The 23,649-nt window shown below is 70.3% G+C and carries 19 protein-coding genes; 15 read left to right on the top strand and 4 right to left on the bottom strand.

What is annotated here, in order from left to right; genetic code table 11:
• Nucleotides 1-22: 22 nt before the first annotated feature.
• The gene (locus tag A3CQ_RS0110960; RefSeq protein WP_020510982.1) at nucleotides 23-898 is read left to right on the top strand and encodes a hypothetical protein; all 876 of its coding nucleotides are present in this window, start codon (nucleotides 23-25) and stop codon (nucleotides 896-898) included.
• On the opposite strand, the gene A3CQ_RS0110955 is transcribed toward A3CQ_RS0110960, so the two are convergent.
• Nucleotides 851-1,993, bottom strand: coding sequence for an aromatic ring-hydroxylating oxygenase subunit alpha (locus tag A3CQ_RS0110955; RefSeq protein WP_020510981.1), 1,143 nt, complete (start codon nucleotides 1,991-1,993; stop codon nucleotides 851-853). The two genes, A3CQ_RS0110960 and A3CQ_RS0110955, sit on opposite strands and share 48 nt — an antisense overlap.
• Before the next feature lie 99 nt (nucleotides 1,994-2,092).
• Between A3CQ_RS0110955 and A3CQ_RS0110950 the strand changes: the two genes are divergently transcribed.
• From A3CQ_RS0110950 to A3CQ_RS0110890, 13 genes are all read left to right on the top strand, one after another.
• Nucleotides 2,093-3,949, top strand: coding sequence for a primary-amine oxidase (locus A3CQ_RS0110950; protein ID WP_020510980.1), 1,857 nt, complete (start codon nucleotides 2,093-2,095; stop codon nucleotides 3,947-3,949).
• Between the two features lie 144 nt (nucleotides 3,950-4,093).
• Nucleotides 4,094-4,420: a hypothetical protein gene (locus A3CQ_RS0110945; protein ID WP_020510979.1), complete on the top strand. Its 327-nt coding sequence runs from the start codon at nucleotides 4,094-4,096 to the stop codon at nucleotides 4,418-4,420.
• A 149-nt stretch (nucleotides 4,421-4,569) separates the two neighbouring features.
• Nucleotides 4,570-5,577 (top strand): phosphate ABC transporter permease subunit PstC, encoded by a 1,008-nt coding sequence (gene pstC / locus A3CQ_RS0110940; RefSeq protein WP_020510978.1) that lies wholly within the window; start codon nucleotides 4,570-4,572, stop codon nucleotides 5,575-5,577.
• A gap of 26 nt (nucleotides 5,578-5,603) precedes the next feature.
• Entirely contained in the window at nucleotides 5,604-7,100 is a 1,497-nt protein-coding gene (gene pstA, locus A3CQ_RS52345) for a phosphate ABC transporter permease PstA (RefSeq protein WP_020510977.1), read from the top strand.
• A 2-nt stretch (nucleotides 7,101-7,102) separates the two neighbouring features.
• Nucleotides 7,103-8,743: a phosphate ABC transporter substrate-binding protein PstS gene (gene pstS, locus A3CQ_RS0110930; RefSeq protein WP_040432204.1), complete on the top strand. Its 1,641-nt coding sequence runs from the start codon at nucleotides 7,103-7,105 to the stop codon at nucleotides 8,741-8,743.
• Entirely contained in the window at nucleotides 8,740-11,133 is a 2,394-nt protein-coding gene (locus A3CQ_RS0110925; protein WP_026205546.1) for a hypothetical protein, read from the top strand. Before pstS ends, A3CQ_RS0110925 begins: the two co-directional genes overlap by 4 nt.
• 157 nt (nucleotides 11,134-11,290) lie before the next feature.
• On the top strand, nucleotides 11,291-12,271 hold the full coding sequence (locus A3CQ_RS0110920; RefSeq protein ID WP_020510975.1) for a substrate-binding domain-containing protein: 981 nt from the start codon (nucleotides 11,291-11,293) through the stop codon (nucleotides 12,269-12,271).
• Nucleotides 12,268-13,875: an Ig-like domain-containing protein gene (locus A3CQ_RS0110915; protein WP_211216535.1), complete on the top strand. Its 1,608-nt coding sequence runs from the start codon at nucleotides 12,268-12,270 to the stop codon at nucleotides 13,873-13,875. The genes A3CQ_RS0110920 and A3CQ_RS0110915 overlap by 4 nt, the downstream gene beginning before the upstream one ends.
• Nucleotides 13,876-13,937: 62 nt before the next feature.
• Nucleotides 13,938-14,948 carry a WxL protein peptidoglycan domain-containing protein gene (locus A3CQ_RS52340; protein ID WP_040432161.1) on the top strand — a complete coding sequence of 337 codons (1,011 nt, stop codon included), beginning with the start codon at nucleotides 13,938-13,940 and terminating at the stop codon, nucleotides 14,946-14,948.
• Nucleotides 14,935-15,654, top strand: a complete 720-nt coding sequence (locus tag A3CQ_RS52335; protein WP_020510972.1) for a hypothetical protein — start codon at nucleotides 14,935-14,937, stop codon at nucleotides 15,652-15,654. Before A3CQ_RS52340 ends, A3CQ_RS52335 begins: the two co-directional genes overlap by 14 nt.
• A 2-nt stretch (nucleotides 15,655-15,656) precedes the next feature.
• Nucleotides 15,657-16,451, top strand: coding sequence for a hypothetical protein (locus A3CQ_RS0110900; RefSeq protein ID WP_040432159.1), 795 nt, complete (start codon nucleotides 15,657-15,659; stop codon nucleotides 16,449-16,451).
• Complete coding sequence (locus A3CQ_RS0110895) at nucleotides 16,448-17,476, top strand: sortase (RefSeq protein ID WP_211216533.1); 1,029 nt, start codon at nucleotides 16,448-16,450, stop codon at nucleotides 17,474-17,476. Before A3CQ_RS0110900 ends, A3CQ_RS0110895 begins: the two co-directional genes overlap by 4 nt.
• A 13-nt stretch (nucleotides 17,477-17,489) precedes the next feature.
• Nucleotides 17,490-18,305, top strand: coding sequence for a phosphate ABC transporter ATP-binding protein (locus tag A3CQ_RS0110890; RefSeq protein ID WP_020510969.1), 816 nt, complete (start codon nucleotides 17,490-17,492; stop codon nucleotides 18,303-18,305).
• 34 nt (nucleotides 18,306-18,339) lie between these two features.
• Here the strand turns inward: A3CQ_RS0110890 and A3CQ_RS0110885 are convergent, their stop codons facing one another.
• Entirely contained in the window at nucleotides 18,340-19,614 is a 1,275-nt protein-coding gene (locus A3CQ_RS0110885; RefSeq protein WP_026205544.1) for an RICIN domain-containing protein, read from the bottom strand.
• Nucleotides 19,615-20,322: 708 nt separating this feature from the next.
• Nucleotides 20,323-21,321: a LacI family DNA-binding transcriptional regulator gene (locus A3CQ_RS0110880; RefSeq protein ID WP_020510967.1), complete on the bottom strand. Its 999-nt coding sequence runs from the start codon at nucleotides 21,319-21,321 to the stop codon at nucleotides 20,323-20,325.
• Nucleotides 21,322-21,423: 102 nt separating this feature from the next.
• Here A3CQ_RS0110880 and A3CQ_RS0110875 point away from each other — a divergent pair, with 102 nt between their 5' ends.
• Nucleotides 21,424-23,313 (top strand): glycoside hydrolase family 30 beta sandwich domain-containing protein, encoded by a 1,890-nt coding sequence (locus tag A3CQ_RS0110875; protein WP_020510966.1) that lies wholly within the window; start codon nucleotides 21,424-21,426, stop codon nucleotides 23,311-23,313.
• Here A3CQ_RS0110875 and A3CQ_RS0110870 read toward each other — a convergent pair.
• Nucleotides 23,301-23,636: a cupin domain-containing protein gene (locus A3CQ_RS0110870; protein WP_020510965.1), complete on the bottom strand. Its 336-nt coding sequence runs from the start codon at nucleotides 23,634-23,636 to the stop codon at nucleotides 23,301-23,303. The two genes, A3CQ_RS0110875 and A3CQ_RS0110870, sit on opposite strands and share 13 nt — an antisense overlap.
• Nucleotides 23,637-23,649 lie beyond the last annotated feature (13 nt).

Below are 23,649 nucleotides of genomic sequence, written 5' to 3'. Positions count from 1 at the left end.
TACTCACTGGTAACGTGACCGGATGTCGCCGATCGAGCGTGACCTTACGGCCGCGTCGCGCGGCGCGTTCCTCATACCGCTGGCGTACTGCGCCGGCCTCCAGGTGCTGGTTCTCCTGGTCCTGAGCGGCCGGGGCTTCGCCTGGGACTTCCGGTCGTCGCTCTCCGCGGCGACGATGGGCGCCGGCTATCTCGGCGGACTGGCCATGCTCGTCGCCACGGTACGGCTGCGTCGCTGGGTCGACGTCCGCCTCGCGTACGGGAGCACGCTGCTTTTGATGGTGCTGATGCTCGCGGTGACCCTGCGGTATCGCGGCGCGACCCACCTCGGCGGCGGCGAGATCGTCTCCTTCTTCTCCGCGTGGGGCTGGCTGCTCGTGCACGTGGCGGCGGTGATCGTCGGCGTGGTGCTGCTCATCGGGCAGCTGCGCGCGCCGGGCCGGCCGTCGCCGCGGGCCGAGCCGAGGGTCTGGTTCACCGTCCTGCCGGTGGCCGTCGTGGCGGTGATCGGCGGAGTGGTCGGCCTGCTCGCGCTGGCGTTCCCGGGTCGGGTCGCCGCGCAATGGCCCTGGCCGGTGTCAGATCTGGACGTGTCGGCGCTCGGGGTGTGGGCGCTGGTGTTCGGCGTCGGCTCGGTGCTCGCGATCCGCGAGGGCGACTCCGACCGGCAGCGGGTCGGCGCGATCAACTACCTGGTCGCGGGGGCCGCCGCGGTGGTCGCGATGCTCGTGCACGCGGGCGAGGTCGACTGGTCCTCGGCGTACGCGTGGATGTATGTGATCGCGATGATCGGGCTGGCGCTCACCGGTGCGGTCGGCTGGCTGATGGCCGGGCCGGCCGAGCTCTGGACGTCACCTCGCCGGATCGAGGCGCCCGCCCGCATACGCGCGAGCGACTAGCGTCGTCCAGCGGTACACCGCGTCCTCGTTCGGGGCGAGCGGGCCCGGCCGGAAGTGCGGGGAGCCGAGGCCCCGCTGGACGGATTCGCACGCGGCCCAGTCCTGCCGGTTGGTGAGGTCCCAGAAGTCCACCGCGTACGCCGGGTCGGTGATCTCCTCGGGGAAGTACCACCGGCATTCGATCTCGGTCACACCGGGCGCGACCGGCCAGAGGCGGTGCGTCATCACGTAGTCGGGGTGGGCGGAGACCAGCAGGTTGGGGAACAGCGCGATGTAGCGCACGGTGCGTTGCGGGGCGCCGTCGATGAACACCCCGGCGCCGCGCCCGTCGGCCGACATCGTCTCGGCGTGCTCCCGGAGGTCCATCGAGCCGCCCACCCAGGCGCCCGGCAGATCCCAGTTGTTGCCCGAGTTGGGCGGCGAGACCCGGCACAGCTCGGGGTGGATCTGCGGGCAGTGGTAGCACTCCTCGTAGTTCTCGACGATCACCTTCCAGTTGGCGGCGACCCGGTAGTCGTGCGCCGCGCGCAGCCGCAGCTCCGCCGGCCGGTACGGGCGCAGCAGGCCGTCCAGGTCGCCGAGATGGTCGGCGAACGGCGGCGCTTCCCCGGTCGCGTTGACGAACAGCCAGCCCTCCCACACCATTGCCGGCAGCTCGACCAGGCCGTGCTCGGCCGGGTCGAAGTCGGTCACCTCGCGCATCGCGGTGGCGGTGCTGAGACTCCCGTCGAGGCGGTAGGCCCAGCCGTGGTACGGGCAAACTACGGCGATCCGGTCGGCCGCCCCGCCCTCCGGCAGCAACTCGTGGCCGCGGTGCCGGCACACGTTGGCGAACGCGCGGGCCGTTCCCTCGTCGAAGGTGAGCAGCACGCCGATGCCGCCCACGGTCAAGGCGCGCTGGCTCTGCCCCTCGTCGACCTCATCGGCGCGGCCCAGGCAGGTCCACGTGCCGGCGAACAGGTGGCGCAGCTCCCACTCGAAGATCTCGTGGCCGGTGTAGGCGGCGGCCGGGAGCGTGCGCGACCGGCCGAACGGCAGCAACGCGGCGTCGAGAGCGTCGGCATCGATCGGAGCGGCGGGGTTGTGCTGGGCCATGCCGCCAGTCTGCCCGAATCAGCGCTCGCGAAGCGCTAGTGGGCGAAACGTGAGGGCGATAGGTTGACGCGGGCCGATCGACCATTCTGGAGGATCCGCATGTCGCACCCGCTCGCCCGGATCACGGCTGACGAGATCAACCAGGCTCGCGGGCTGCTCGCCGCGGCCGGGGCGCTCGCCGCGAGCACCCGCTTCGCGTACCTCGGGCTTGTCGAGCCGGAGAAGAGCCTGGTGCTGGCCGGTGAGCCGGTGCCGCGTGAGGTGCGGGTGCTGCTGCTCGACCGGGACACCGGCCTGGGCCGGGACTGCCGGATCGACCTGACCGCGGGCGCCGTCACCGCGATCGCCGAGCTCGACCCGGTCGCGGGCCAGATGCCGATCCTCGACGAGGAGTTCATGGTCATCGAGGAGATCCTGGCCGAGTCGCCGGAGTGGCTGGCCGCCCTCGACAAGCGCGGCCTGCCGGTCGAGGAGGTGCGCGCCTGCCCGCTGTCGGCCGGGAACTTCGGCTACCCGGACGAGGGCGGCAAGCGGATGATCCGGGTGCTGGCATTCCACCAGCCCGATCCCGCCGAGCTCGTCTGGGCGTACCCGATCGATGGTCTTGTGGCTTATGTGGACCTGACCGGGCGCACCGCGCTCGCCGTGCACGACCACGAGAACGCGCCGATCCCGCGCGAGAAAGCGGAGTGGGACGTGCCGCCGCGCGAGACGCTGCGGCCGATCGAGATCACCCAGCCCGACGGGCCCAGCTTCAGTGTCGAGGACGACGTGGTGAGCTGGGAGAAGTGGCGGCTGCGGATCGGTTTCGACATGCGCGAGGGCCTGATCCTCAACCAGATCTCGTACGACGGGCGGCCGATCGTCTACCGCGCGTCGATCGCCGAGATGGTCGTTCCGTACGCCGACCCGTCCCCGGCCCGGTTCTGGCAGAACTACTTCGACATCGGCGAGTACCTGTTCGCCCGGTACACGAACTCGCTCGAACTGGGCTGCGACTGCCTCGGCGAGATCCACTACTTCGACGCGACGCTCATCGACGAGCGGGGCGCGCCGCGGGTCATCCCGAACGCGATCTGCCTGCACGAGGAGGACTACGGGGTGGTGTGGAAGCACACCGACCTCTTCAACGAGATGTCCGAGACCCGCCGGCAGCGCCGTCTCGTCATCTCATTCTTCGTGACCATCGGGAACTACGACTACGGCTTCTACTGGTACCTCTATCTCGACGGCACGATCCAGCTCGAGGCCAAGGCGACCGGCGTCGTGTTCACCTCGGCCTATCCGGGGGCCGGCTACCCGTACGCCACCGAGATCGCGCCCGGTCTCGGCGCACCCTTCCACCAGCACCTCTTCTCGGCGCGGCTGGACATGACCGTGGACGGCGTGCGCAACGCGGTCGACGAGATCGACGCGGTCCGGGTGCCGGTCGGGCCGGACAACCCCTACGGCAACGCGTTCGCCCGCCGCACCACCCGGCTCGCCTCCGAGTCGCAGGGGCAGCGGGTCGCCGAGCCGGCGGCCGGCCGGGTCTGGGGCATCGTCAACCCGGAGGTCACCAACCGGCTCGGCCAGCCGGTCGGGTACGCCCTGCACCCGGCCGGGCTTCCGCTGCTGCTCGCCGACGAATCGTCGTCGATCCATGCGCGGGCGGCGTTCGCCACCAAGCACCTGTGGGTCACCCGGTACTCGCCGGACGAGCGCTACCCCGCCGGCGACCTGGTCAACCAGAGCCCGGGTGGCGGCGGACTGCCGGCCTGGACGGCCGCCGACCGGTCGATCGACGGCGAGGACATCGTGCTCTGGCACACGTTCGGCCTCACGCACTTCCCGCGGCCCGAGGACTGGCCCATCATGCCGGTCGACTATGCGGGGTTCACGCTCAAGCCGTACGGCTTCTTCGATCGCAACCCCGCTCTCGACGTCCCGCGGTCGACGGCCCGGCATTGTCACTGAGCCCTTTGCTTCTTTAAAGCCTGCTGTTCACTCGCTGTGTGTCGGCTGTGTACTAAGGGCCGCCACGGTATGGGGCGCGCGAGCAGATGATCACTCGCGTCCCTATGGAGGAGCGAGCGGGCCGTGGCTGCTGCGCGTTTTCGGATGCTGCGACACCGGGTGGACGGGTCGATGACCTGGCGGCTGCTCGCCACCAACAACCGTGACCTGGGCCGGGCGCCCGTCAGCTATGCCGACCCCGAGGCGTGCCGTGCGGCCGTGCTCTGGCTCCAGCGCAATGTCACCGGTCTGCGGATCGTCATCGTGCGCGCCGGGCCGTCCTCGTGGAGCTGGCGGATCATGGCGGGCGAGACCGTCGTCGCCGTCTCCAGCCGGGACTATCAGCGCCGCATTCAGGCCGATCAAGCTGCAACGATAGCCCTCGATCTGATCCCCGCGGCCGAGTTGGTGGACCTCGATCCCCGGCGGTGAGCATTGCACACCGTCTCGCCCGTTCCCGCTTCAAACCATGGCGCGCATTCGTCCGTCGTTCACCTGACCCCGGCCTTGCGGAAAGCCAACATCGTTTCTCTGAGCGCGCACGGTGTTACCCGAGAGTTATGTCAGGCAGGGGACGGGTTATGACGAGCGCGCCGCTCGAGACTGTGGCGGCGCCGGAGCGGCGACGCCGCCTCCGGCCGTCCGGAGGACAGGACCTGGTCTTCCGGGTCGTGCTGCGCTGCGCCGGCGCGGCGGTGCTGCTGCTGATGGTGTTGGTCGGCACGTTCCTGTTCACCAAGGCGATCAGCGCGCTGCGCCTCGCCGGCTGGTCCTTCCTGACCACCGAGGAGTGGGAGCCGGACTCCGGCCACTTCGGCATCGCCGCCGTGCTCACCGGCACGATCCTCATCGCCGGCGTCGCGATCAGCATCGCGGTGCCGCTCGCCACCGGGATGGCGCTCTACGTCTCCGAGTACGCCCCGCAGCGTCTGCGTCGCATTTTGATCAACATGATCGACCTGATGGCGGCCGTGCCCAGCGTCGTGTACGGCCTCTGGGGCTTCGCCTTCCTGCAGGCCCACGTGATCGGCCTGGCCCGCTGGCTGTCCACCTACTTCGCGTGGTTCCCGCTGTTCAAGGTGACCGGTTCCGACCCGCGTGACCCGCTGGCGACCGAGACCATCTACACGTCGTCGACGTTCATCGCGGGCATGGTCGTGGCGCTCATGGTGGCGCCGGTCATCTGCTCGATCATGCGGGAGGCGTTCTCCCAGGCCCCGATCGGCGAGCGGGAGGGCGCGTACGCCCTCGGCGCGACGCGCTGGGGAATGGTCCGCTCGGTAGTCCTGCCGTTCGGCAAGGGCGGCATGATCGGCGGCACCATGCTCGGCCTCGGCCGCGCGCTCGGCGAGACCATCGCGGTCTACCTGATCATCTCGCCGGTCTTCGTGATCCAGCCGCACATCCTGCAGAACGGCGCCAACTCGGTCTCGGCCCTGATCGCCCTGCGGTACGGCGAGTCCGGGCCGGTCGCGCTCTCCGCGCTGATGGCGGCCGGCGTCGCGCTGTTCATCCTCACGCTCATCGTGAACTTCGCGGCCGGCTCGATCGTGGCGCGCAGCCGTTCCGGCGCCGAGAGCGAGGCCTGATGACGACGGCTCCGCAGCGAGGCGTGATGACGACGGCTCCGCAGCGAGACGCCACGACGGCCCCTCCGCCGCACGGCGCGACGACGACGGTTCCGCACCTCGTGCCGGGCGCCCAGCCCGAGTCGCTCGAGCCCGAGGAGCGCCGGGTCACCGCCGGCGTCTCGGCCGACGACGTCACGCTCACGCTCGGCGCCATCTTCGCCGGGGTGAGCGCCACCGCGCTGATCTACTTCTGGCTCGCACCGTTCTCGGGCCTGCTTGGCTTCGTGGTCTGCTCGTTCGTCATGTTCCTCGCGTTCTTCGCCGTGCTGGTCTGGCTCGACGGCGACGGCCCGGCGGTACGCGACCGGCTGGTTGGCGCGATCGTGCACGGCCTCGCCTTCCTGCTGCTGCTGGCGCTGGGCTTCGTGGTGTTCTTCACGCTTTTCCGGGGCTGGAAGGCGCTGGTACACCTCAACTTCTTCACGCAGGACCTGACGCGGGCCGGGCCGCTCGAACCGCTCACGGTCGGCGGCGCGCTGCACGCCGTGGTCGGCACGCTCGAGCAGATCGCTCTCGCGCTGATCATCACGGTGCCGCTCGGCCTGGTCTGCGCGCTGTTCCTGTCCGAGCTGCGCGGCGGCTTCACGCGCTTCGTGCGTACGGTCGTCGAGGCGATGACCGCCCTGCCGTCCATCGTGGCCGGTCTGTTCATCTACGCGACCGTGCTGCTGATCCTCGGCTTCGAGAAGTCCGGCTTCGCGGCCTCGCTGGCGATCAGCGTGATGATGCTGCCGATCATGATCCGGGCCGCGGACGTGGTGCTGCGACTCGTGCCCGGCAACCTCAAGGAGGCGTCGCTCGCGCTGGGCGCGAGCCGGTGGCGCACGGTGCGGACCGTGGTGCTGCCGACCGCCCGGCCCGGCCTGGCCACCGCGATCATCCTGGCCACCGCGCGCGGCGTCGGCGAGACCTCGCCGGTGCTGCTGACCGCCGGATACTCGGCGGCGCTGAACGCGAACCCGTTCAAGGGCCCGCAGGTCTCGCTGCCGCTGGCCACCTTCACCCTGATCAAGTCGCCGCAGCCGAACGTGGTGGCCCGCGGCTTCGGCACCGCGGCGCTGCTGCTCGCGCTGGTGCTGATGCTGTTCATCGTGGCCCGGCTGATCGGCGGGCGCGGGCCGCAGGACCTCAGCCCGCGGCAGCAGCGGGCGCGGGCCCGGGCCTCGGCGCGCGACGCGGCCCGATTTTCCCGGCGCCACCCGCCACAGCCGATCCTGCCGGGAATCAGCCTGTTCCCGCCGCCCCACTACGGCCCGCCCGTCTACTACGGACCGGCCTTCCCGGTCGACAGCACCATGCCCGCCCCGGCTCCGGTGGCCCACCCCACCATGCCGGACCCCACGTCGCCGGTCGAGCGCGTCACCCCCGCCTCGGCCGCGCCGGAGCAGCGCAGCACCCCCGCCCCGATCCCGCCGGTCGAGAGCACCGACGACCCCGCGTCTGTCACGGGCGGGAGCACCACCAGAAATGAGGAAGAGTGATCATGCTGAGGCGTGTCACCCGCGTCGTCCTCGCGGCGGCGGCCGCGGTGACGCTGACGTTCTTGCTGACCGGCTCGCCGCCGGCCGCGACCGCCGCCGGGCCCTATGTCCCGGTCAACGGCGCCGGCTCGACCTGGAGTGAGAACGCGATCCGGCAGTGGGCGTCCAACGTCCAGCAGTACGGCATGCGCATCGACTACGCCGGCACCGGCTCGACCGACGGCCGCAACCAGTTCGCGAGCGGCCTCGTCGACTTCGGCGTCTCCGAGATCCCGTACGGCAAGGACGACAACGCGGCGGCCGAGGCGAAGCCGAAGTTCAAGTACGCCTACATGCCGATCGTCGCCGGTGGCACCGCGTTCATGTACAACCTGTCGATCGGCAAGAACCGGGTGACCAACCTCCGGCTCTCCGGCGACACGCTCGTCAAGATCTTCACGAACGTCATCACCAAGTGGAACGACCCGGCGATCAAGGCGGACAACCCGGGGCTCGCCCTGCCCGCCCGCAAGATCGTCCCGGTGGTGCGCTCGGACGGCTCCGGCACCACGGCCCAGTTCTCCACGTGGATGGCCAACCAGTATCCCTCGCTCTGGAACGCCTACTGCGCCAGGGCCGGCCGCAAGACCCCGTGCGGCGTCACCTCGATCTACCCGACGATCGCCGGCACCGCGACGACCGCGCAGTCGAGCTCGACCGGTGTGGCGGCGTATGTGGCCCAGGACGCGAGCGTCGGCGCGATCACGTACGTCGAATACTCGTACGCGCTGAACCTGCACTTCCCGGTCGCGAAGATCCGGAACAAGGCCGACTACTACATCGAGCCGACCGCGCCGTCGGTGGCCGTTGCCCTGCTCAAGGCGAAGATCAACAACGTCCAGGGCTCGCAGGACTACCTCACTCAGGACCTGCGCGGCGTCTACACCAACGCCGACAAGCGCACCTACCCGCTCTCCAGCTACAGCTACATGCTGATTCCGGTCGACGAGGAGAACGACCGGTTCAAGGTGGCCAAGGGCAAGACGCTCGGCGACTTCGCGTACTACTTCCTCTGCGAGGGGCAGCAGCAGGCGGACAGCCTTGGCTATTCACCGCTGCCGAAGAACCTGGTGGAGGCGGGTATCGCCCAGGTGAAGCGGATCCCCGGCGTCGACGTGAAGGCGATCAACCTGAGCGGGTGCCACAACCCGACCTTCTCCAGCGACGGGTCGAACACGCTGGCCAAGAACGCCCCTCAGCCGCGCGCCTGCGACAAGGTCGGCCCGGTCCAATGCACGACCGGCACGGGCGGCGCCAAGAGTGAGACCCCCACCTCCAACGGCGGGAACAAGAACAACAACAACACCAACCACAGCAGCGGGGGTACGGGGAACAGCGCGAACCCGGCCTCGACGGCGGGCACGGGAACACCGACCGCGGGCTCGACCGCGGGCGCGGTGATCGACCCGGACACCGGGCAGGTGGTCGGCGGCACCGGCGGAGGCGGCGCGGACAGCGTCTCGGCCATCCCGGTCTCGCTCTCCAACCAGCTCGACCCGACGTTGAAACTCGTCCTGATCATCGTCGCGTGCGCCCTGCTGCTCGGCCTCACGGTCGGCCCGCCGCTGATCGCGCGCCTGCTGCACGGGGGTGGCCGCCGATGAGCCGCAAATGGACCGCGGCGCTGCTCGCCGCCTTGCTGGCCGCGCTCACCGCGCTGGTCTACCCGCAGACCGACGCCGTCGCGGCCGACGACACCGGCTCGTCGGAGGTCACCGTCTCCGGCACCGGCGAGTTCGCCAACCTGAAGATCACGGTCAGCCAGACCACGAACCTGATCAACCAGGTGGTGACCGTCTCCTGGAAGGGCGGCAAGCCCACCGTCGACACCAGCGTCTTCCTCAACTACCTGCAGATCATGCAGTGCTGGGGTGACCCGGTGAAGGGCCCGGACCGCACCCAGTGCCAGTACGGCGCGCTGTACACCGACAACCGCGGCGGCGCCTGGACCGGCAGCCGGCAGGTCACCTACGGCAGCGCGTTCGGCAAGGATTGGGTCGACCCGAACGAGTCGATCAAGCCGGCCGCCGACGGGGCGCCGAAGTACGTGCCGTTCTCCTCGGTCACCGGCACGACCGTCGACATCGGCGGGCTCGGCCAGTTCTTCGACGCCACCACCACCAACGAGATCCCGTACGGCCGCACCCGCGCGGACGGCAGCGGCGAGGAGTTCTTCGAGGTGCAGACCGGCACCGAGGCGCCGGGCCTGGGCTGCGGTCAGGAGCAGGACGACGGCACGCCGCGGGAGTGCTATCTGGTGATCGTGCCGCGAGGTGAGACCGAGATCAACGGCACCAGCGGCGACGACCGGCCGCACAAGTGGCTCGACTCCTCCCCGCTCGAGCAGACGAACTGGAACAACCACATCACCATCCCGCTGAAGTTCCAGCTCATCGGCAAGCCCTGCCCGATCGGCACGGCCGAGCGGCGCACCCTGGGCGCCGAGGCGATGACCGAGGCGATCCTGCGCTGGCAGCCGGCGCTCTGTGCCGACGGCGGGACGGTCTACGGATACTCGCAGGTCACCGACGACCTGGGCCGGCTGAACCTGGCCGGCACCGAGCCGAACATGGTCTTCGTCGACTCGCCGGCCGCACCCGATCCGACCCGGCCACAGGTGTACGCGCCGGTCGCGGTGTCGGGGCTGACGATCGCCCTGAACATCGAGTATCAGGCCGGGCCCAAGGCGACCGACGACGACCTCGTGCACGAGGGCGAGCGAATAACCGACCTCAAGCTCACCCCGCGGCTGGTCGCCAAGCTGCTGACCCAGTCGTACCTGGCGGGCGCCGACAACAGCCGCGAGTCGATCAGGAACAACCCGCCCTCGCTCGGCAACGACCACGAGTTCCTGGATCTGAACCCCGGGTTCGATCACCAGTTGGCGCTCGGCATCGGCGACATGCTGCTGCCCTCCGGCCAGACCGACCTGGCCACCCGGCTCTGGGAGTGGATCCTCTCCGACCCCGAGGCCAAAGCGTTCCTGACCGGCAGCCCCGACCCGTGGGGCATGAAGGTCAACCCGGTGTACGCGGCGCAGGTGTGGCCGAAGGACAACTTCCCGAAGAGCGACCTGTACTGCATCCCGCTGCGGGCCGACGACGGTCTCTTCCACCCGTTCTGCACGCTCGACATGCACCCGTACGCGAACAACATGCACGACGCGGCGCGCTACGCCGCCCGCGGCGACACGCTCGTGCACAACGCGACCTCGCGCGACACCAAGGGCAACGTCATCGGCTGGAAGAAGGGCCCGCCGCAGGCGCCGGGCAAGCGGGCAGTGCTCGCGGTCACCGACGTGGCGACCGCCGAGCGGTACGGCCTGCCGATGGCCAAGCTGCGCAACCACGCCAAGCAGTTCGTGGCGCCCACCACGACGAACCTGATCTCCGGCGTGGCCGCGATGACCACCTCGAAGACGGTCGCGAATGTGCTGGACCCGAATCCGACCAGCTCGATCGCGGGGGCGTACCCGCTGACCACTGTGCTCTACGCGGCCACGGTGCCGTCGGCCATCCAGGCCGACGCGGGCAAGGACTACGCCACGCTGCTGCGGTACGCCGCGGGCAACGGCCAGGTCCCGGGCGTCGAGCCGGGCACCCTGCCGTTCGGCTACGCCCCGATGCCGGAAGCGCTGCGGGTGCTCACCAACAGTGCCGCCGACACGATCGAGGAGAGCGCCGGCAAGCCGCCGCCGGTCATCGCGCCCCCGGCCACCACCCCGCCGATGGGCGGCGGCACCGCCACCGGCGTGCCGGCCACCGCGAAGCCGACCAGGACCGTGCCGGCCGCGGGCATCGCACCAAGCCTCGCCGCTCAGGCGCCGATGCCGGCGGGCCACGGCTCGCCCGTGCCGGTCGCCGAGTCCAACCCCACACCCGGGCACCCGGTCGGAAACCTGCGATTCGCCCTGCTCGCCGCGCTGGTCATCGGCGTGGCGGCGGCGCTCGCCGGGCCGATCTTCCTGCTGCGGGCCCGGAGAGGAGGGCGGTAGGTAGCACCGCTGAGACGTCTGTGGCCAGGAGCGCCAACTCCTGGCCACAGCACCGGCAGCCGGCAGCTGCCGGGACGGGTGCGGCGGCGTAGGAGCCGCCACACCACGCGGCCGGGCACCAGCCCGGCTCGCATTCGCACAGAAAAGGATAGCCGCAGTGCAGAACAAACGGTTCCTGGCTGTGGTCGGGGTCGGGCTGGTGGGGGCACTCGCCTTCACCGCCTCCCCGGCGTCGGCCGACCCGAGCGGGTCGCCCACCTTCCGCACCCTCGCCGGTGTCGGCTCGGACACCACCGAGGGTGTCCTGAACGGACTGTCCCAGGTCGTGACCGTCAACGGCACGAAGGCGATCGCGTCGTACGACGCGTTCGGCTCGGCCACCATCCAGACCAAGGACAACCCCGCCTGCGTCATGAACCGGCCCGCCGGTTCCGGCGCCGGTGTGACCGCCCTGGTCGCGTCGCTCGACGCCGCCAACGGCTGCCTCGACTTCGCGCGCTCGTCGAGCAACAACGCGTCGACGTTCCCCGGCAAGAACCTGACCTACATCCCGTTCGCGGTGGACGCGGTCACCTACGCCGTGCGTAGCGACAGCGGCATCTCGCGCACGTTGACCAAGGCCCAGCTGACCACGATCTACAACTGCGGCGCCGGCGCCAACTACAAGCCGATGCTCCCGCAGTTCGGCTCGGGCACCCGCTCGTTCTTCCTCAAGTCGCTCGGCTTCACCGACGCCGCCGACTTCACCTCGCAGGTCAACCACACCTGCATCGGGCAGACCGACGCCACCGGCAACCCGCTGCAGGAGAACACCGGCACGCTGATCACCGACGTGAAGCAGGTCGTGCCGTACTCGATCGCCCAGTACCTCTCGCAGACCACCTCGGTCACCCCGGACGTGCACGGCAAGGTCGTGCTCGGTCAGCTGGACGGCACCGCGCCGACCGTGCTGAACACGTCCTCGACCATGGTCCGCGACGTCTACAACGTGGTCCCGAGCTCGAAGCTGACCGACTCCACCTACGCCGGTGTGTTCGTGGGCCCGACCTCGCAGGTCTGCGCGAACACCAACGTCATCAAGAAGTACGGCTTCGCCCCGCACGCGTCGTGTGGCGACACCACCCTCCGCACGCCGTGACCAGACTCGAAGGCGAGTTCACCATGCAGCTCAAGTCCCGTATCGCCGGGGTAGCCGTGGTCACCGCGGCCGCCGCCGCGACGGTCCTCGGGGTGGGCGTCGGTGCCGCGCAGGCCGCTCCGCCGGCCGGCACCCTCGGCTCCCTCACCAACAGCCCGGCCACCGGTAGCGACCTGATCGCTCCGAAGGTGCACACCTCGGCCGGTTGCTCCACCGACTCCGACTCGTACCGGGGTGTCCTCACCGGCCCAGGCGCGTTCGCCGACGGCACCCAGGTCGTTCAGCCGCAGACGGTCAACTTCTCCACCGAGGAGGGGTTCGACGTCCAGGTCGAGAACAGCTTCAAGGACGTCGCGACCGACCTCGGCACGACGATCGTCGCGGGCGAGTACGACCTCACGATCTACTGCCTCGACGCGTTCTCGCAGGACGTGAAGGGCACCTTCACCGGCGCCTTCTACTTCACGTCGCCGACCGCGTACCAGTCGACCGACCCGAACGCGTCGTCGCCGTCGAGCACCGCGCTCGAGGTCACGCCGGCCGGCCCGGTCAGCGCCGGTGACACCGTGACCCTGAAGGCGACCGTCACCCCGGCGACGGCCACCGGCACGGTGCAGTTCAAGGACGGCGCCAACAACGTCGGCAACCCGGTGGCCGTCAGCGGCGGCGTGGCCTCGCTCAGCACGGCGGCCCTGGCCGCGGGCAGCCACGCCATCACCGCCGTGTTCAGCAGCACCTCGCCCGGGGTCAACGGCTCGACCTCGTCCGCGACCACCCTGGTCGTGAACGGGGCGCCGGCCACCGCCACCACCACGGCGCTGGTCGTCAACCCGAGCGGCTCGATCGAGAAGTTCACCCCGGTGACCCTCAGCGCCACGGTTCTCCCGTCCGGCGCCGCGGGCAAGGTCCAGTTCCTCGACGGCGGCCAGAACCTGGGCGCCGCGGTGACCGTCACCGGCGGTGCCGCCACCCTCACCACCAGCAGCCTGGACGCCGGCGACCACTCGCTGGCGGCCCGGTTCGTGCCGGCCGACTCGGGCGCGTACGCCGCCTCCGAGTCCCCGGCGGTCCCGCTGACCGTCACGCCGTTCACCGGCGGCACCGCGACGCAGACCATCTCCACCACCGTGGAGAGCGGCGCTCTGACGATCAGCGTGGGCAGCACCGACCCGGTCGTGCTCCCGGCCCCGGCGCTCGCGTCGGACGCCTCGAAGCTGACCACCGGTGGCAACCTGAACTCGCTCACCGTGACCGACACCCGCGCCGGCAACCTCGGCTGGAACGTGTCCGGCCAGGTGTCCGACTTCTCCGACGGCAGCAGCCACTCGATCAACGCGGCCAACCTCGGTTGGACGCCGAAGGTCGTCGACAAGTCGCCGTCGCAGACCGTCGCCGCCGGTCCGCAGGTCTCCCCGGCCGACGCGATCGCGCCCGGCGCGGCCGCTCCGTCCGGCGTCGGCCTGGCCAGCAGCCGCACCCTCGCCACCGCCGCTGCCGGCGCGGGCATGGGCACGGCCCACGTGAGCGCCTCGGTGGCCCTCCAGGCCCCGACCACCACGGTGGCCGGTACCTACTCGGCCACGCTCACCATCACCGCCATCTGATTCACCCCGTGCGGGGCGGGTTCGCGCCCGCCCCGCACACCCCTTGTCGAAGGACGGTCATCATGCGGCGAGCCACCGCAGCCATGGCACTGCTGGGCGTACTGCTCGGCCTCGTTTCCGGCGCACCCGCCGAGGCCAACCCGGGCGACACCAACGGCGGTGACCGGGCCACCTTCGGTGTCCGCCCGACCGGCAAGAACGGCCCGGACAACCGGCCCACCTTCGCGTACGCGGCGACGCCCGGCGGCGTCTTCAACGACCAGGTGGAGATCTCCAACGCCGGCACCAAGCCACTCACCCTCAAGGTGTACGCCAGCGACGCGTTCACCCCGCGCACCGGCGGCTTCGACCTGCTGGCGGCGGGCAGGAAGTCGGACGACGCCGGCACCTGGGTCAGTCTGTCCCGCCCGGTGGTGACGGTGCCCGCCCGCGGCCGCGTGGTCCTCCCGTTCACGCTGAAGGTCCCGACCGGCGCGACGCCGGGCGACCACAGCGCCGGCATCGTCGCCACGCTGACTTCCGTCGGCAACGACGCCAAGGGCAACAAGGTCGCCGTCGACCAGCGCGTCGGCGCCCGCATCTACCTGCGGGTCAGCGGCGAGCTCAAGCCCGGGCTCACGGTCGAGGGGCTGAGCGCCACGTACCACCCCAAGGCCAACCCGTTCGCGGCCGGGACGACCACGCTGACCTATCGCGTGCGCAACACCGGCAACGTGCGGCTCGGCGCCCGTCAGAAGGTCACGGTCAAGACGTTCTGGGGCTCCCACAAGACCGCCGACGGCGTGGCCGACGTACCCGAGATCCTGCCCGGCGACGCCGTCGACATGACCGCCGAGGTCCGCGGCGCGTTCCCGGCCATCTGGCTGACCAGCTCGGTCTCCGCCGACCCGGTGGCCCAGAAGGGCGACGAGAAGCTGCCGCTGTACACGGTCAACCGCGACCACGGCTTCTGGGCCGTCTCGTGGACGCTGCTCGCCATCGTCGGCGGGATCGCGCTGCTGGTCGGCGCCTGGTTCGGCGTTCGCTACCTGCGTCGCCGTCGCTCGAAGGGGGTGGCCGGTGCGACCGCGTGACCTGATCCGCGTCGCCGGTCTCGCGACCGCCGCGCTGCTGCTGGTGACCCCGGCCCCGGCCGGCGCGGCGCCCAACGGCACGCTCACGTTCTTCCCGTCGAACAGCATCGACCAGGCGGCGATCAAGGCGCGTACCTCGGCGGGCTGCCCGTCGCCGGCGGACGGTTACATGGCGGTGGTCAAGGGCCACGGCTTCCCGGCGGACGGCCAGATCGTGACCACCCCGACCGCGGCCGGGATGTCGCGTACCGCGGGCTTCGACGTCTACTTCGCGCAGACGATGAAGGACTTCGCGAGCGACAACCGAACCACGCTCAAGGGCCGCTACGACGTCGCCGTCTACTGCATCGACTCGTTCCTGGGCACCAAGTTCTCCCAGTTCACCGGCACCCTCACCTTCACGTCGCCGACCAAGTACAAGGCGTCGGGCAAGGACACGATGTCGTCGCCGCCGTCCGGGCCGGCGACCGTCGCGCCCACCGCTGTGGCCCCGGCGCCGGCCCAGTCCGCGGCGGCCGCGTCGTCGTCGCCCCTGGCCGGCGCGCCCGAGGCCGTGGAGCCGAGCCCGGCCCAGCTCGTCTCGGCGCCGGCGCCCGCCAAGAACGACGGGCTCCCGATCGGCTGGATCCTCGGCGGGGTCGCCGCGGTCCTGCTGTCTTTCGAGATCGGACGGCGTTTCGGCCGCCGCAACCTGGAGGGGAACTGACCGTGAAGCGATCCATCCGAGCCTGGGCGGCATCGATCGGCGTCGTCCTCATGACGGCCGGAGTGGTGGCCCTCGTGGCCGCGCCGCCGGCGCAGGCGGCGGACAGCGACACCACGCTGACCTTCGACCCGGCCACGGGCAAGGACAACACGTACCCGAAGGTGCACACCAAGGACCCGTGCCCGGCGGCGGCGGACGAGTACATCGCCTACGTGACCGGTCCCGCCGAGTTCAGCGCGAACCCGGTCCTGATCACCGACCCCGCGGACGTGAACCTCTCCCACGACGAGGGGTTCGACGTCCAGCTGAACCACAGTCTGATCGACCTCGCGAAGGACGTCCTCGGGCTCAACGCCGTGCCGGTCGGGTACTACAAGGTCGAGGTCACCTGCCGGGACAAGTTCAGCCAGGAGGCGCTCGCGGTCTTCTCCGGGTACATGCACTACTACACGGCCACCGACTACCAGGCCGGGCCGAACGTCTACCCGGGCAGCCCGAACGAGCCCAACCCGACGCCCTCGACCTCGACGTCCACCTCGGCCATGCCGTCCGCCACCGCCACCACCGAGCCGACGGACGACCCCACGGACGATCCGACGACGGACCCGACCGAGACCACGGATCCGACGCCCGACCCGACCACCACGACCTCGCCGGCGGCCTCGTCGGAGACGTTGCCGGTCACCGGGCCGCCGGCCGGTGGGCTCTTCGCCCTCGGCGTCGTCCTGATCATCCTGGGCGGCAGCGTCGTGCTCGGCACCATGCGGTTCGACCGGCCGCAACCGGCCCGGTGGTGAGCACCATCAGCGCCCCGACCACCAGCCCCGGCACCACCGCCGCGCCGGCCCCTGCCGTGCCGGCATCGGTCGTGCCGGTCAGCCCGGTTTCGCCGATCGCGCCGCCACCCCCGCCGCCGCCCGCGGTCCGGCCGCAGCCGCAGCGACGCACCCCGCCCGCGCCCCGGCGCCCCGACCGCTATGCCGCGTCGCTCTTCGGCACCGCGCTGACCATCCTGGCCGCGATCACGCTCGGCTTCGTCGCGCAGATGACGATCGTCGGGTCGCTGTCGCACGAGCGGGCGCAGAAGGTGGCGTACGCGAACTTCCGGGCCGAGCTCGCCATGGCCACCGCCCCGGTCAGCCACTTCGACGACACCGGCAAGGACGCCCTGCCCGCGGGCGAGGCCATCGCCGTGCTCAGCATCCCGCGTATCGGCCTGAAGGAAGTCGTCTTCGAGGGCACCGACAGCGGCGTGCTCACCCGCGGGCCCGGCCACCGGCGCGACACCGTCTTCCCCGGTCAGGAGGGCGCCAGCGTGATCATGGGCCGGCGGGCGGCCTTCGGCGGTCCCTTCGCCCGGCTCGGCGATCTCGAGGGCGGCGACAAGATCACCGTGATCACCGGGCAGGGCGAGCAGACGTACGAGGTCATGGGCGTGCGGCGGAAAGGCGAAGCGCAACCGGCTCCCCTCGCGGCCGGCGAAGGCCGGCTGACGCTCGTCACCGCGGACGGGACGGCGTACATCCCCACCGACGTGTTCCGGGTCGACGCCAAGCTCACCTCGCAGGTGCAGGAGACCCCGCGGCTCGCGATCAGTCCCGCGATCCTGCCGCACAAGGACGCCGTCATGGAGATCGACCTGATGGCGCTCGTCCCGCTCGTCCTCTGGGGACAGCTGCTGGTGGCCGCGGCCCTCGCCCTCACCTGGGTGCGGCACCGCCTCGGCCCTTGGCACGCCTGGCTGATCGGCCTGCCCGTCCTCGCCCTTCTCGGCATCCTGGTCGCCGGACAGTGCGCCCAGCTCGTGCCCAACCTGATCTGATCGAGGAGCCCCGATGACCGAAACCCTGCTCATGCCGCAGGTGTCGGCGTACGACGCCGTGGCGCTCGAGGCGCACTCGATCTCCGCGTGGTTCGGCGACCACAAGGTGCTCGACCGGGTGTCGTTGAGCATGCCGGCCCGGATGGTGACCGCGCTGATCGGCCCGTCCGGCTGCGGGAAGTCCACCTTCCTGCGCATTCTCAACCGGATGCACGAGCTCATCCCGAGCGCCTCACTGGCCGGCGAGGTGTGGCTCGACGGCCAGGACATCTACGACCCGAACGTCAAGGTCACCGACGCTCGCAAGAAGATCGGCATGGTCTTCCAGAAGCCCAACCCCTTCCCCGCGATGTCCATCTACGACAACGTGCTGGCCGGGCTGAAGCTGACCGGGATGCGGGTGTCGCGCGGGGCCAAGGACGCCCTGGTCGAGGAGTGCCTGAGCAAGGCCGGGCTGTGGCGGGAGGTGCGCGAGCGGCTGCGGTCGCCCGGCGGCGCGCTCTCCGGTGGGCAGCAGCAGCGTCTCTGCATCGCGCGTTCCTTGGCCGTACGCCCGCAGGTGCTGCTCATGGACGAGCCGTGCTCGGCGCTCGACCCCACCTCGACCCGGCGGATCGAGGAGACGATCGGCGAGCTGGCCCACGAGGTGACCATCGTGATCGTCACGCACAACATGCAGCAGGCGGCGCGGGTCTCCCAGCAGTGCGCGTTCTTCCTGGCCGAGCAGGGCACGCCCGGACACATCGTGGAGCACGGGCCGACCGACCAGATGTTCAATGAGCCGATCGACCCGCGCACCGCCGATTACGTCAACGGACGCTTCGGCTGACCCTCGCCGCGTTTCAGGCCAGCCATGCCGCGTTTCAGGCCAGGCGGAAGCTCTGCGCGCCGGTGCCGTTGCAGGTGTACTGCACGAGCTGGACGCCGTCGGCCGTGCTGGCGCCGGGGACGTCCAGGCACTTGCCGCTGTTGCGGTTGACGAAGTGGTAGTAGCCGCCACCCTCGTCGACGGGCTGCCATTGCTGGTTCAGGCCACCCCCGTACGCCCAAGTCTGGATCTTGGCATTGTCCGCCGTGGACACGTTGGTCACGTCGAGAACCTGAGCGCTGTTGGCCTTGTTGTTGATCCGCACGTAGCCGCCGGACGTGGTGGCCAGCTGGTACTGCTGCGCGTTCGTGGCGTTGCAGGCGTACTGCTGGATCACGGTGCCGTTGGTCGTGCCGGCCGCCTTGGCGTCCACGCATTTGCCGCTGGTCTTGTTGACGATCGAGTGCCAGTCCGCCGCCGGCGGGGGATCGGTGGGCGGGGTGGTCGAGCCCTGCCCGCCCAGCCACAGCAGCCCGTTGATCAGCCACTGGTTCTGCTGAGCGCTCTCGAAGGTCGACGACGTACGCGTGTTGGTGTCGTAGTTCATGCCGTTGTGGCCGAAGTTCGCGTACAGCATCTTGTAGTTCTTGTTCGTCCACATGATCGGGTAGTACCCGCTGCGCCACTGCTGGTTGGGATCGGTGCCGACCGGGAACGTGGACGGGTCGAGCGACGCCAGAATGTCGATGTTCGCGTTCTGCCGCAGGTCGTTGCTCCACGAGTACCACTCGCTGACCGACGACTGGATCGTGGCCGGCAGCCCCGCGGTCGACGGGTGGTTCCGGTCCTCGATCTTCAGAGTCTCGGCCGTCGGTCCCCAGGTGTTGGAGACGAAGTTTCCCGACCCGAGGAACGTGTTGTAGTACCAGCTCCAGTCGTTGGCGCTGGTCGTGAACGCGCTCACGTGGAAGCCCAGGAAGCCACCGCCGTTCTGCATGTACTGCTGGAACGCGGCTCGCCGGTCGGCCGGCGGCCCGTCGTCCAGGAACATGATCACCTGATACCCGGCCAGCCCCGTCGCGCTGAGCCGGCTCCAGTCGGTAGTAGCCTCCCAGCTGAAGCCAGACTGGGCCCCCGCCTGCGGAAACCACACCTTGGCTTCCTTGTCGAAGTCGATGTGCGCCGCGTCGTAGGTCCCGTTGTAAAACGCCAGAACCTTGAAGTTGACCGCCGCCACGGCCGCCTCGCCGCGCACGGCAACCCCGACGGCCGACACCGTGAGCAGGGCAACAACCACCGCGAGGAAACGCCTGAACAGTCTTATCGCCACGTCCGATACCTCTGGGGATGAGAGCGGTAGGGGAAGCGGCGCCGCTGGCTCACATCCTCATCCATCGATGCGTGCGCCCACAAGGTAAAGAGCATTAATAGTTAAACTAACTTCCGAAGCTCCCCCGCGCCGGACGCTCTGCGCCCCCCTTTGCTCTGCTTACCTCTACGCGCGGATGCACGCAGAGGGTGCGCGGAGGTGCGCCCGGCGCGGGCCGGTCGAGGTGGGCGGACGGCTGGGCTCGGCGTGCCATGGCCCGGCGTGTGCCTGGTTGCGGCAGTGCGGCCCCGCGGCGCCCGACCAATGGCAAGCCGAGCCCGGCCCCCCGCAAGCCACACCGGCCCACCCGACCTAGTTCTGCTCACACGGGCGCCCTGCTCTGCTTACGCGGGCGCCTTGCTCTGCTTACGCGGGCGCCTTGCTCTGCTTACGCGGGCGCGCTGCTCTGCTCACGCGGGCGCCTTGCTCTGCTTACGCGGGCGCGCTGCTCTGCTTACATGGGCGCGCGGAGGATGACACGGAGTGGCCGCGCCCGTTCGGGTTGAGCGCCCTTTTCGGGGAGTTCTTCCAGCTCCGGAGCTTGGTGCGTATATGTGCGCAGAGCAAAGGGGCGGGAACCGGTGGGCTCGGGTCGGCGCTTCTGTGACGGTGGGTGAATGCGGTGGCGGGGTCCTGCGTGCGGTGTGACGGGGCGGGCGCTGCTTGGGATTACCGGGGGACTGGGCCGGTGGAGTCGCGGACTATCAGTTCGGTGGCCAGCTCTATGTGCAGGGCGTCCAGGCGGTGGTGGTTGAGCAGGCGCAGCAGCAGGCTCACGGCTATGCGGCCCATTTCCTGCAGCGGCTGGCGGACCGTGGTCAGCGTCGGGCGGGTGGCTTGGGCCAGGTCGATGTCGTCGAAGCCGGCGATCGACAGGTCTTCGGGGACACGCAGGCCGCGCTGGGCCGCCGCGGCCAGCGCGCCCGAGGCGGCCTTGTCGTTGAAGCCGAGTAGGGCGGTCGGGCGGGCTGGCAGATCGAGCAGGTGCTGGGCGGCCTCGTAGCCGAAGCGGACCGTGGGCTCGCCGGGCAGGGCCAGCGCCGGATCGGGGAGCACGCCCGCGTCGGCCAGCGCTGAGGTGTGGCCGGCTCGGCGGGCGGTGCTGGCCAGCCAGTTGTCGGGGCCCGCGATCAGGCCGATCCGGCGGTGGCCGAGCTCGACCAGGTGGGTGGTGAGGCTGCGCGCGCCGGCGAAATGTGCGGCCGAGACGGCGGCGATGTCGCGCGGCACGGTCTCGCGGGGGTCGACGACCACGAACGGGAAGCGCGCCTCCTGCAGTGCTACCAACTCGGCGCCGGGCTCGGGCGGGAGCACGATGATCGCCCCGGCCACGCCCGCTCGGGAGGCGAGCGTCGGCAGCACCCGGTGTTGCTGGGCGGCCTCGCCCGCGTTGAGCACGACCTGGCGGCCGTGCAGGTCGAGCGTCTCGGCGATCGACGAGACGATCAGTCCGAAGTAGTCGGTGAGCAGGTAGGGGCAGCGCAGAAAGATCGGGCCGGAGGTCGCCGGGCGCCGGCTGACGACGTGCCCGCCCAGCCGCTCGATGGTCTGCTGCACCAGGTCGCGGGTCTCGGGCGCGACGTTGGTCTGGTCGTTGAGCACGCGCGAGACGGTCGCGATCGACACCCCGGCGTGCGCCGCGATGTCCCGGACGGTCACGCGTTTCATGCCGGAAGCATAGACATTGACGTGCGCGAAAGTCGGTGGTTACCTGACTCGTGACGGAAACGTTTCGTGGTTGTTTCAGCTTGTTACATCGGGAGAGAGCCCATGGCACGCTTCGGAACCGCCGCCCTCACCGCACTTGTCCTGGTCGTCGCGCCGGTGCCGGCGGCCGCTCACCCGCGCGACGCGACGGCGCAGGTCTGGCTGACCTCGCCGGACGGCGCGTACAAGATGACCGATGCCGGGACGGTCGCCCTCGGGCCGGCCGCCGAGACCGCGACGCCGACGATCGTCGTCGACCCGAACCGGCGATTCCAGACGATGACCGGGTTCGGGGCCTCGATCACGGACTCGTCGGCCGCCGTGCTCTACCGGCTCGACCCGGGGCAGCGGTCCCAGGTGATGGCCGAGCTCTTCGGGCGCGACCGGCTCAACTTCCTGCGGCAGCCGATCGGCGCCTCCGACTTCACCGACGAGCCGGCGTACACGTATGACGACGTGCCGGCCGGGCAGACCGACTACGCGCTGCGGCATTTCAGCGTCGCGCACGACAAGACGCAGATCCTTCCGCTGCTCCGCCAGGCCGCGCGCCTCAACCCCGAGCTGAAGGTCCTCGGCACGCCGTGGTCGCCGCCCGCGTGGATGAAGACGAACGGCAGCCTGATCGGCGGCCGGCTCATCGACAACCCGGCGATCTATCGCGCGTTCGCCGGCTACCTGCTCAAGTTCGTGCAGGCCTACAAGGCAGAGGGCGTACGCGTCGACTACCTCACGATCCAGAACGAGCCGCAGAACCGGAACCCTTCCGGCTACCCGGGCATGGACCTGCCGTCCTGGCAGGAGGCCAAGGTGATCGAGCAGCTCGGGCCGATGCTGCGCGCCAACCACCTCAACACCAAGATCCTCGGGTACGACCACAACTGGAACGAGCATCCCAACGACGCGGCCAACACCCCACCCGACGAGACCGCCGACATCGACCACTACCCGCAGGAACTGCTCGCCTCGCCGGCCGCGCGGTGGGTCGACGGCACGGCGTACCACTGCTACGCCGGTGACCCGAGCGCCATGACCGCCCTGCACAACGAGTTCCCGGCGAAGGACATCTACTTCACCGAGTGCTCGGGCAGCCAGTCGGGCGACCCGGCCAACACGTTCTCCGACACGCTCAAGTGGCACGCCCGCAACCTGATCATCGGGAACACCCGGAACTGGGCGAAGTCCGTCGTGAACTGGAACCTCGCGCTGGACCCGGCCAACGGCCCGCACACCGGCGGCTGCGGAACCTGCACCGGCGTGGTCACGGTGGGAGACCAGGGCCAGGTCACCTACAACGCCGAGTTCTACACACTCGGGCACATGGCCCGCTTCGTGCGGCCGGGGGCGGTCCGGGTCGCGAGCACCTCGTTCGGCACCACGGGCTGGAACGGTCAGGTCATGGACGTGGCCTTTGTGAACCCGAACGGCGAGACGGTCCTGGTCGCGCACAACGAGAACGACAACCCGCAGGCCGTCGCGGTCCGCCTCGGCGACCGGCAGTTCAGCTACACGCTGCCCGGCGGCGCGCTGGCCACCTTCATCTGGCGCGGCCACAGCGACGACCGCCCGATCGCCCCGACCGGCTGGACGGCCACGGCCTCCCCGGCGAGCGCTACCGACGTACCGGCCAATGCGGTCGACGACGACGCCAGCACCCGCTTCAGCACCGGCGCCGCCCAGCAGCCCGGTCAGTACCTCCAGGTCGACTTCGGCCGCACGCTCAGGCCGGAAAGGATCGTCTTCGACACCGGCGCCTCCACCGGCGACTACCCGCGCGGCTACACGATTCAGGCCTCGAGGGACGGTCAGACCTGGTGGGCGGCACCCACCGCGGGCACCGGCCAGTTCTCGACCGGCAACCTCAATGGGCGACAAACTAGATATGTCCGGATCAGCGTGACCGGGGAGTCCGGCAGCTGGTGGTCGGTCGCGGACGTTCGGGCCTACGCGAGGTAGAGCTTCCGGAGGGGAGAAGTAACTTCCCAGGTCGTAGCGGTGCCGGCGGTCAGCCGTACCAGATCGCCGGCACCGACGACGACCGAGGAACCGTCGACGGTGATGGTCGCCGAGCCGGCCAGCACCAGGAAGACCTCGTCGACCTCGACGTCACGAACCGCGCCCACGCTCATCTCCCAGACCCCGACCTCCACGCCCGAGTCCCCGAGCGTGGTGATCGCCGTGGTGCCGAGCGTCGGCGAGCCCGACACCACGTCCCCGGCGTCGGCGGCGGCGTGCTTGACCGCGATGTCGGCCAGGCGGAAGACCTCGACTCCATCCATGCCGGAACGATAT

It is taken from the genome of Paractinoplanes globisporus DSM 43857 (assembly GCF_000379645.1).
Lineage (GTDB): Bacteria > Actinomycetota > Actinomycetes > Mycobacteriales > Micromonosporaceae > Actinoplanes > Actinoplanes globisporus.
This window is presented reverse-complemented; position numbering and strand designations above follow the sequence as displayed.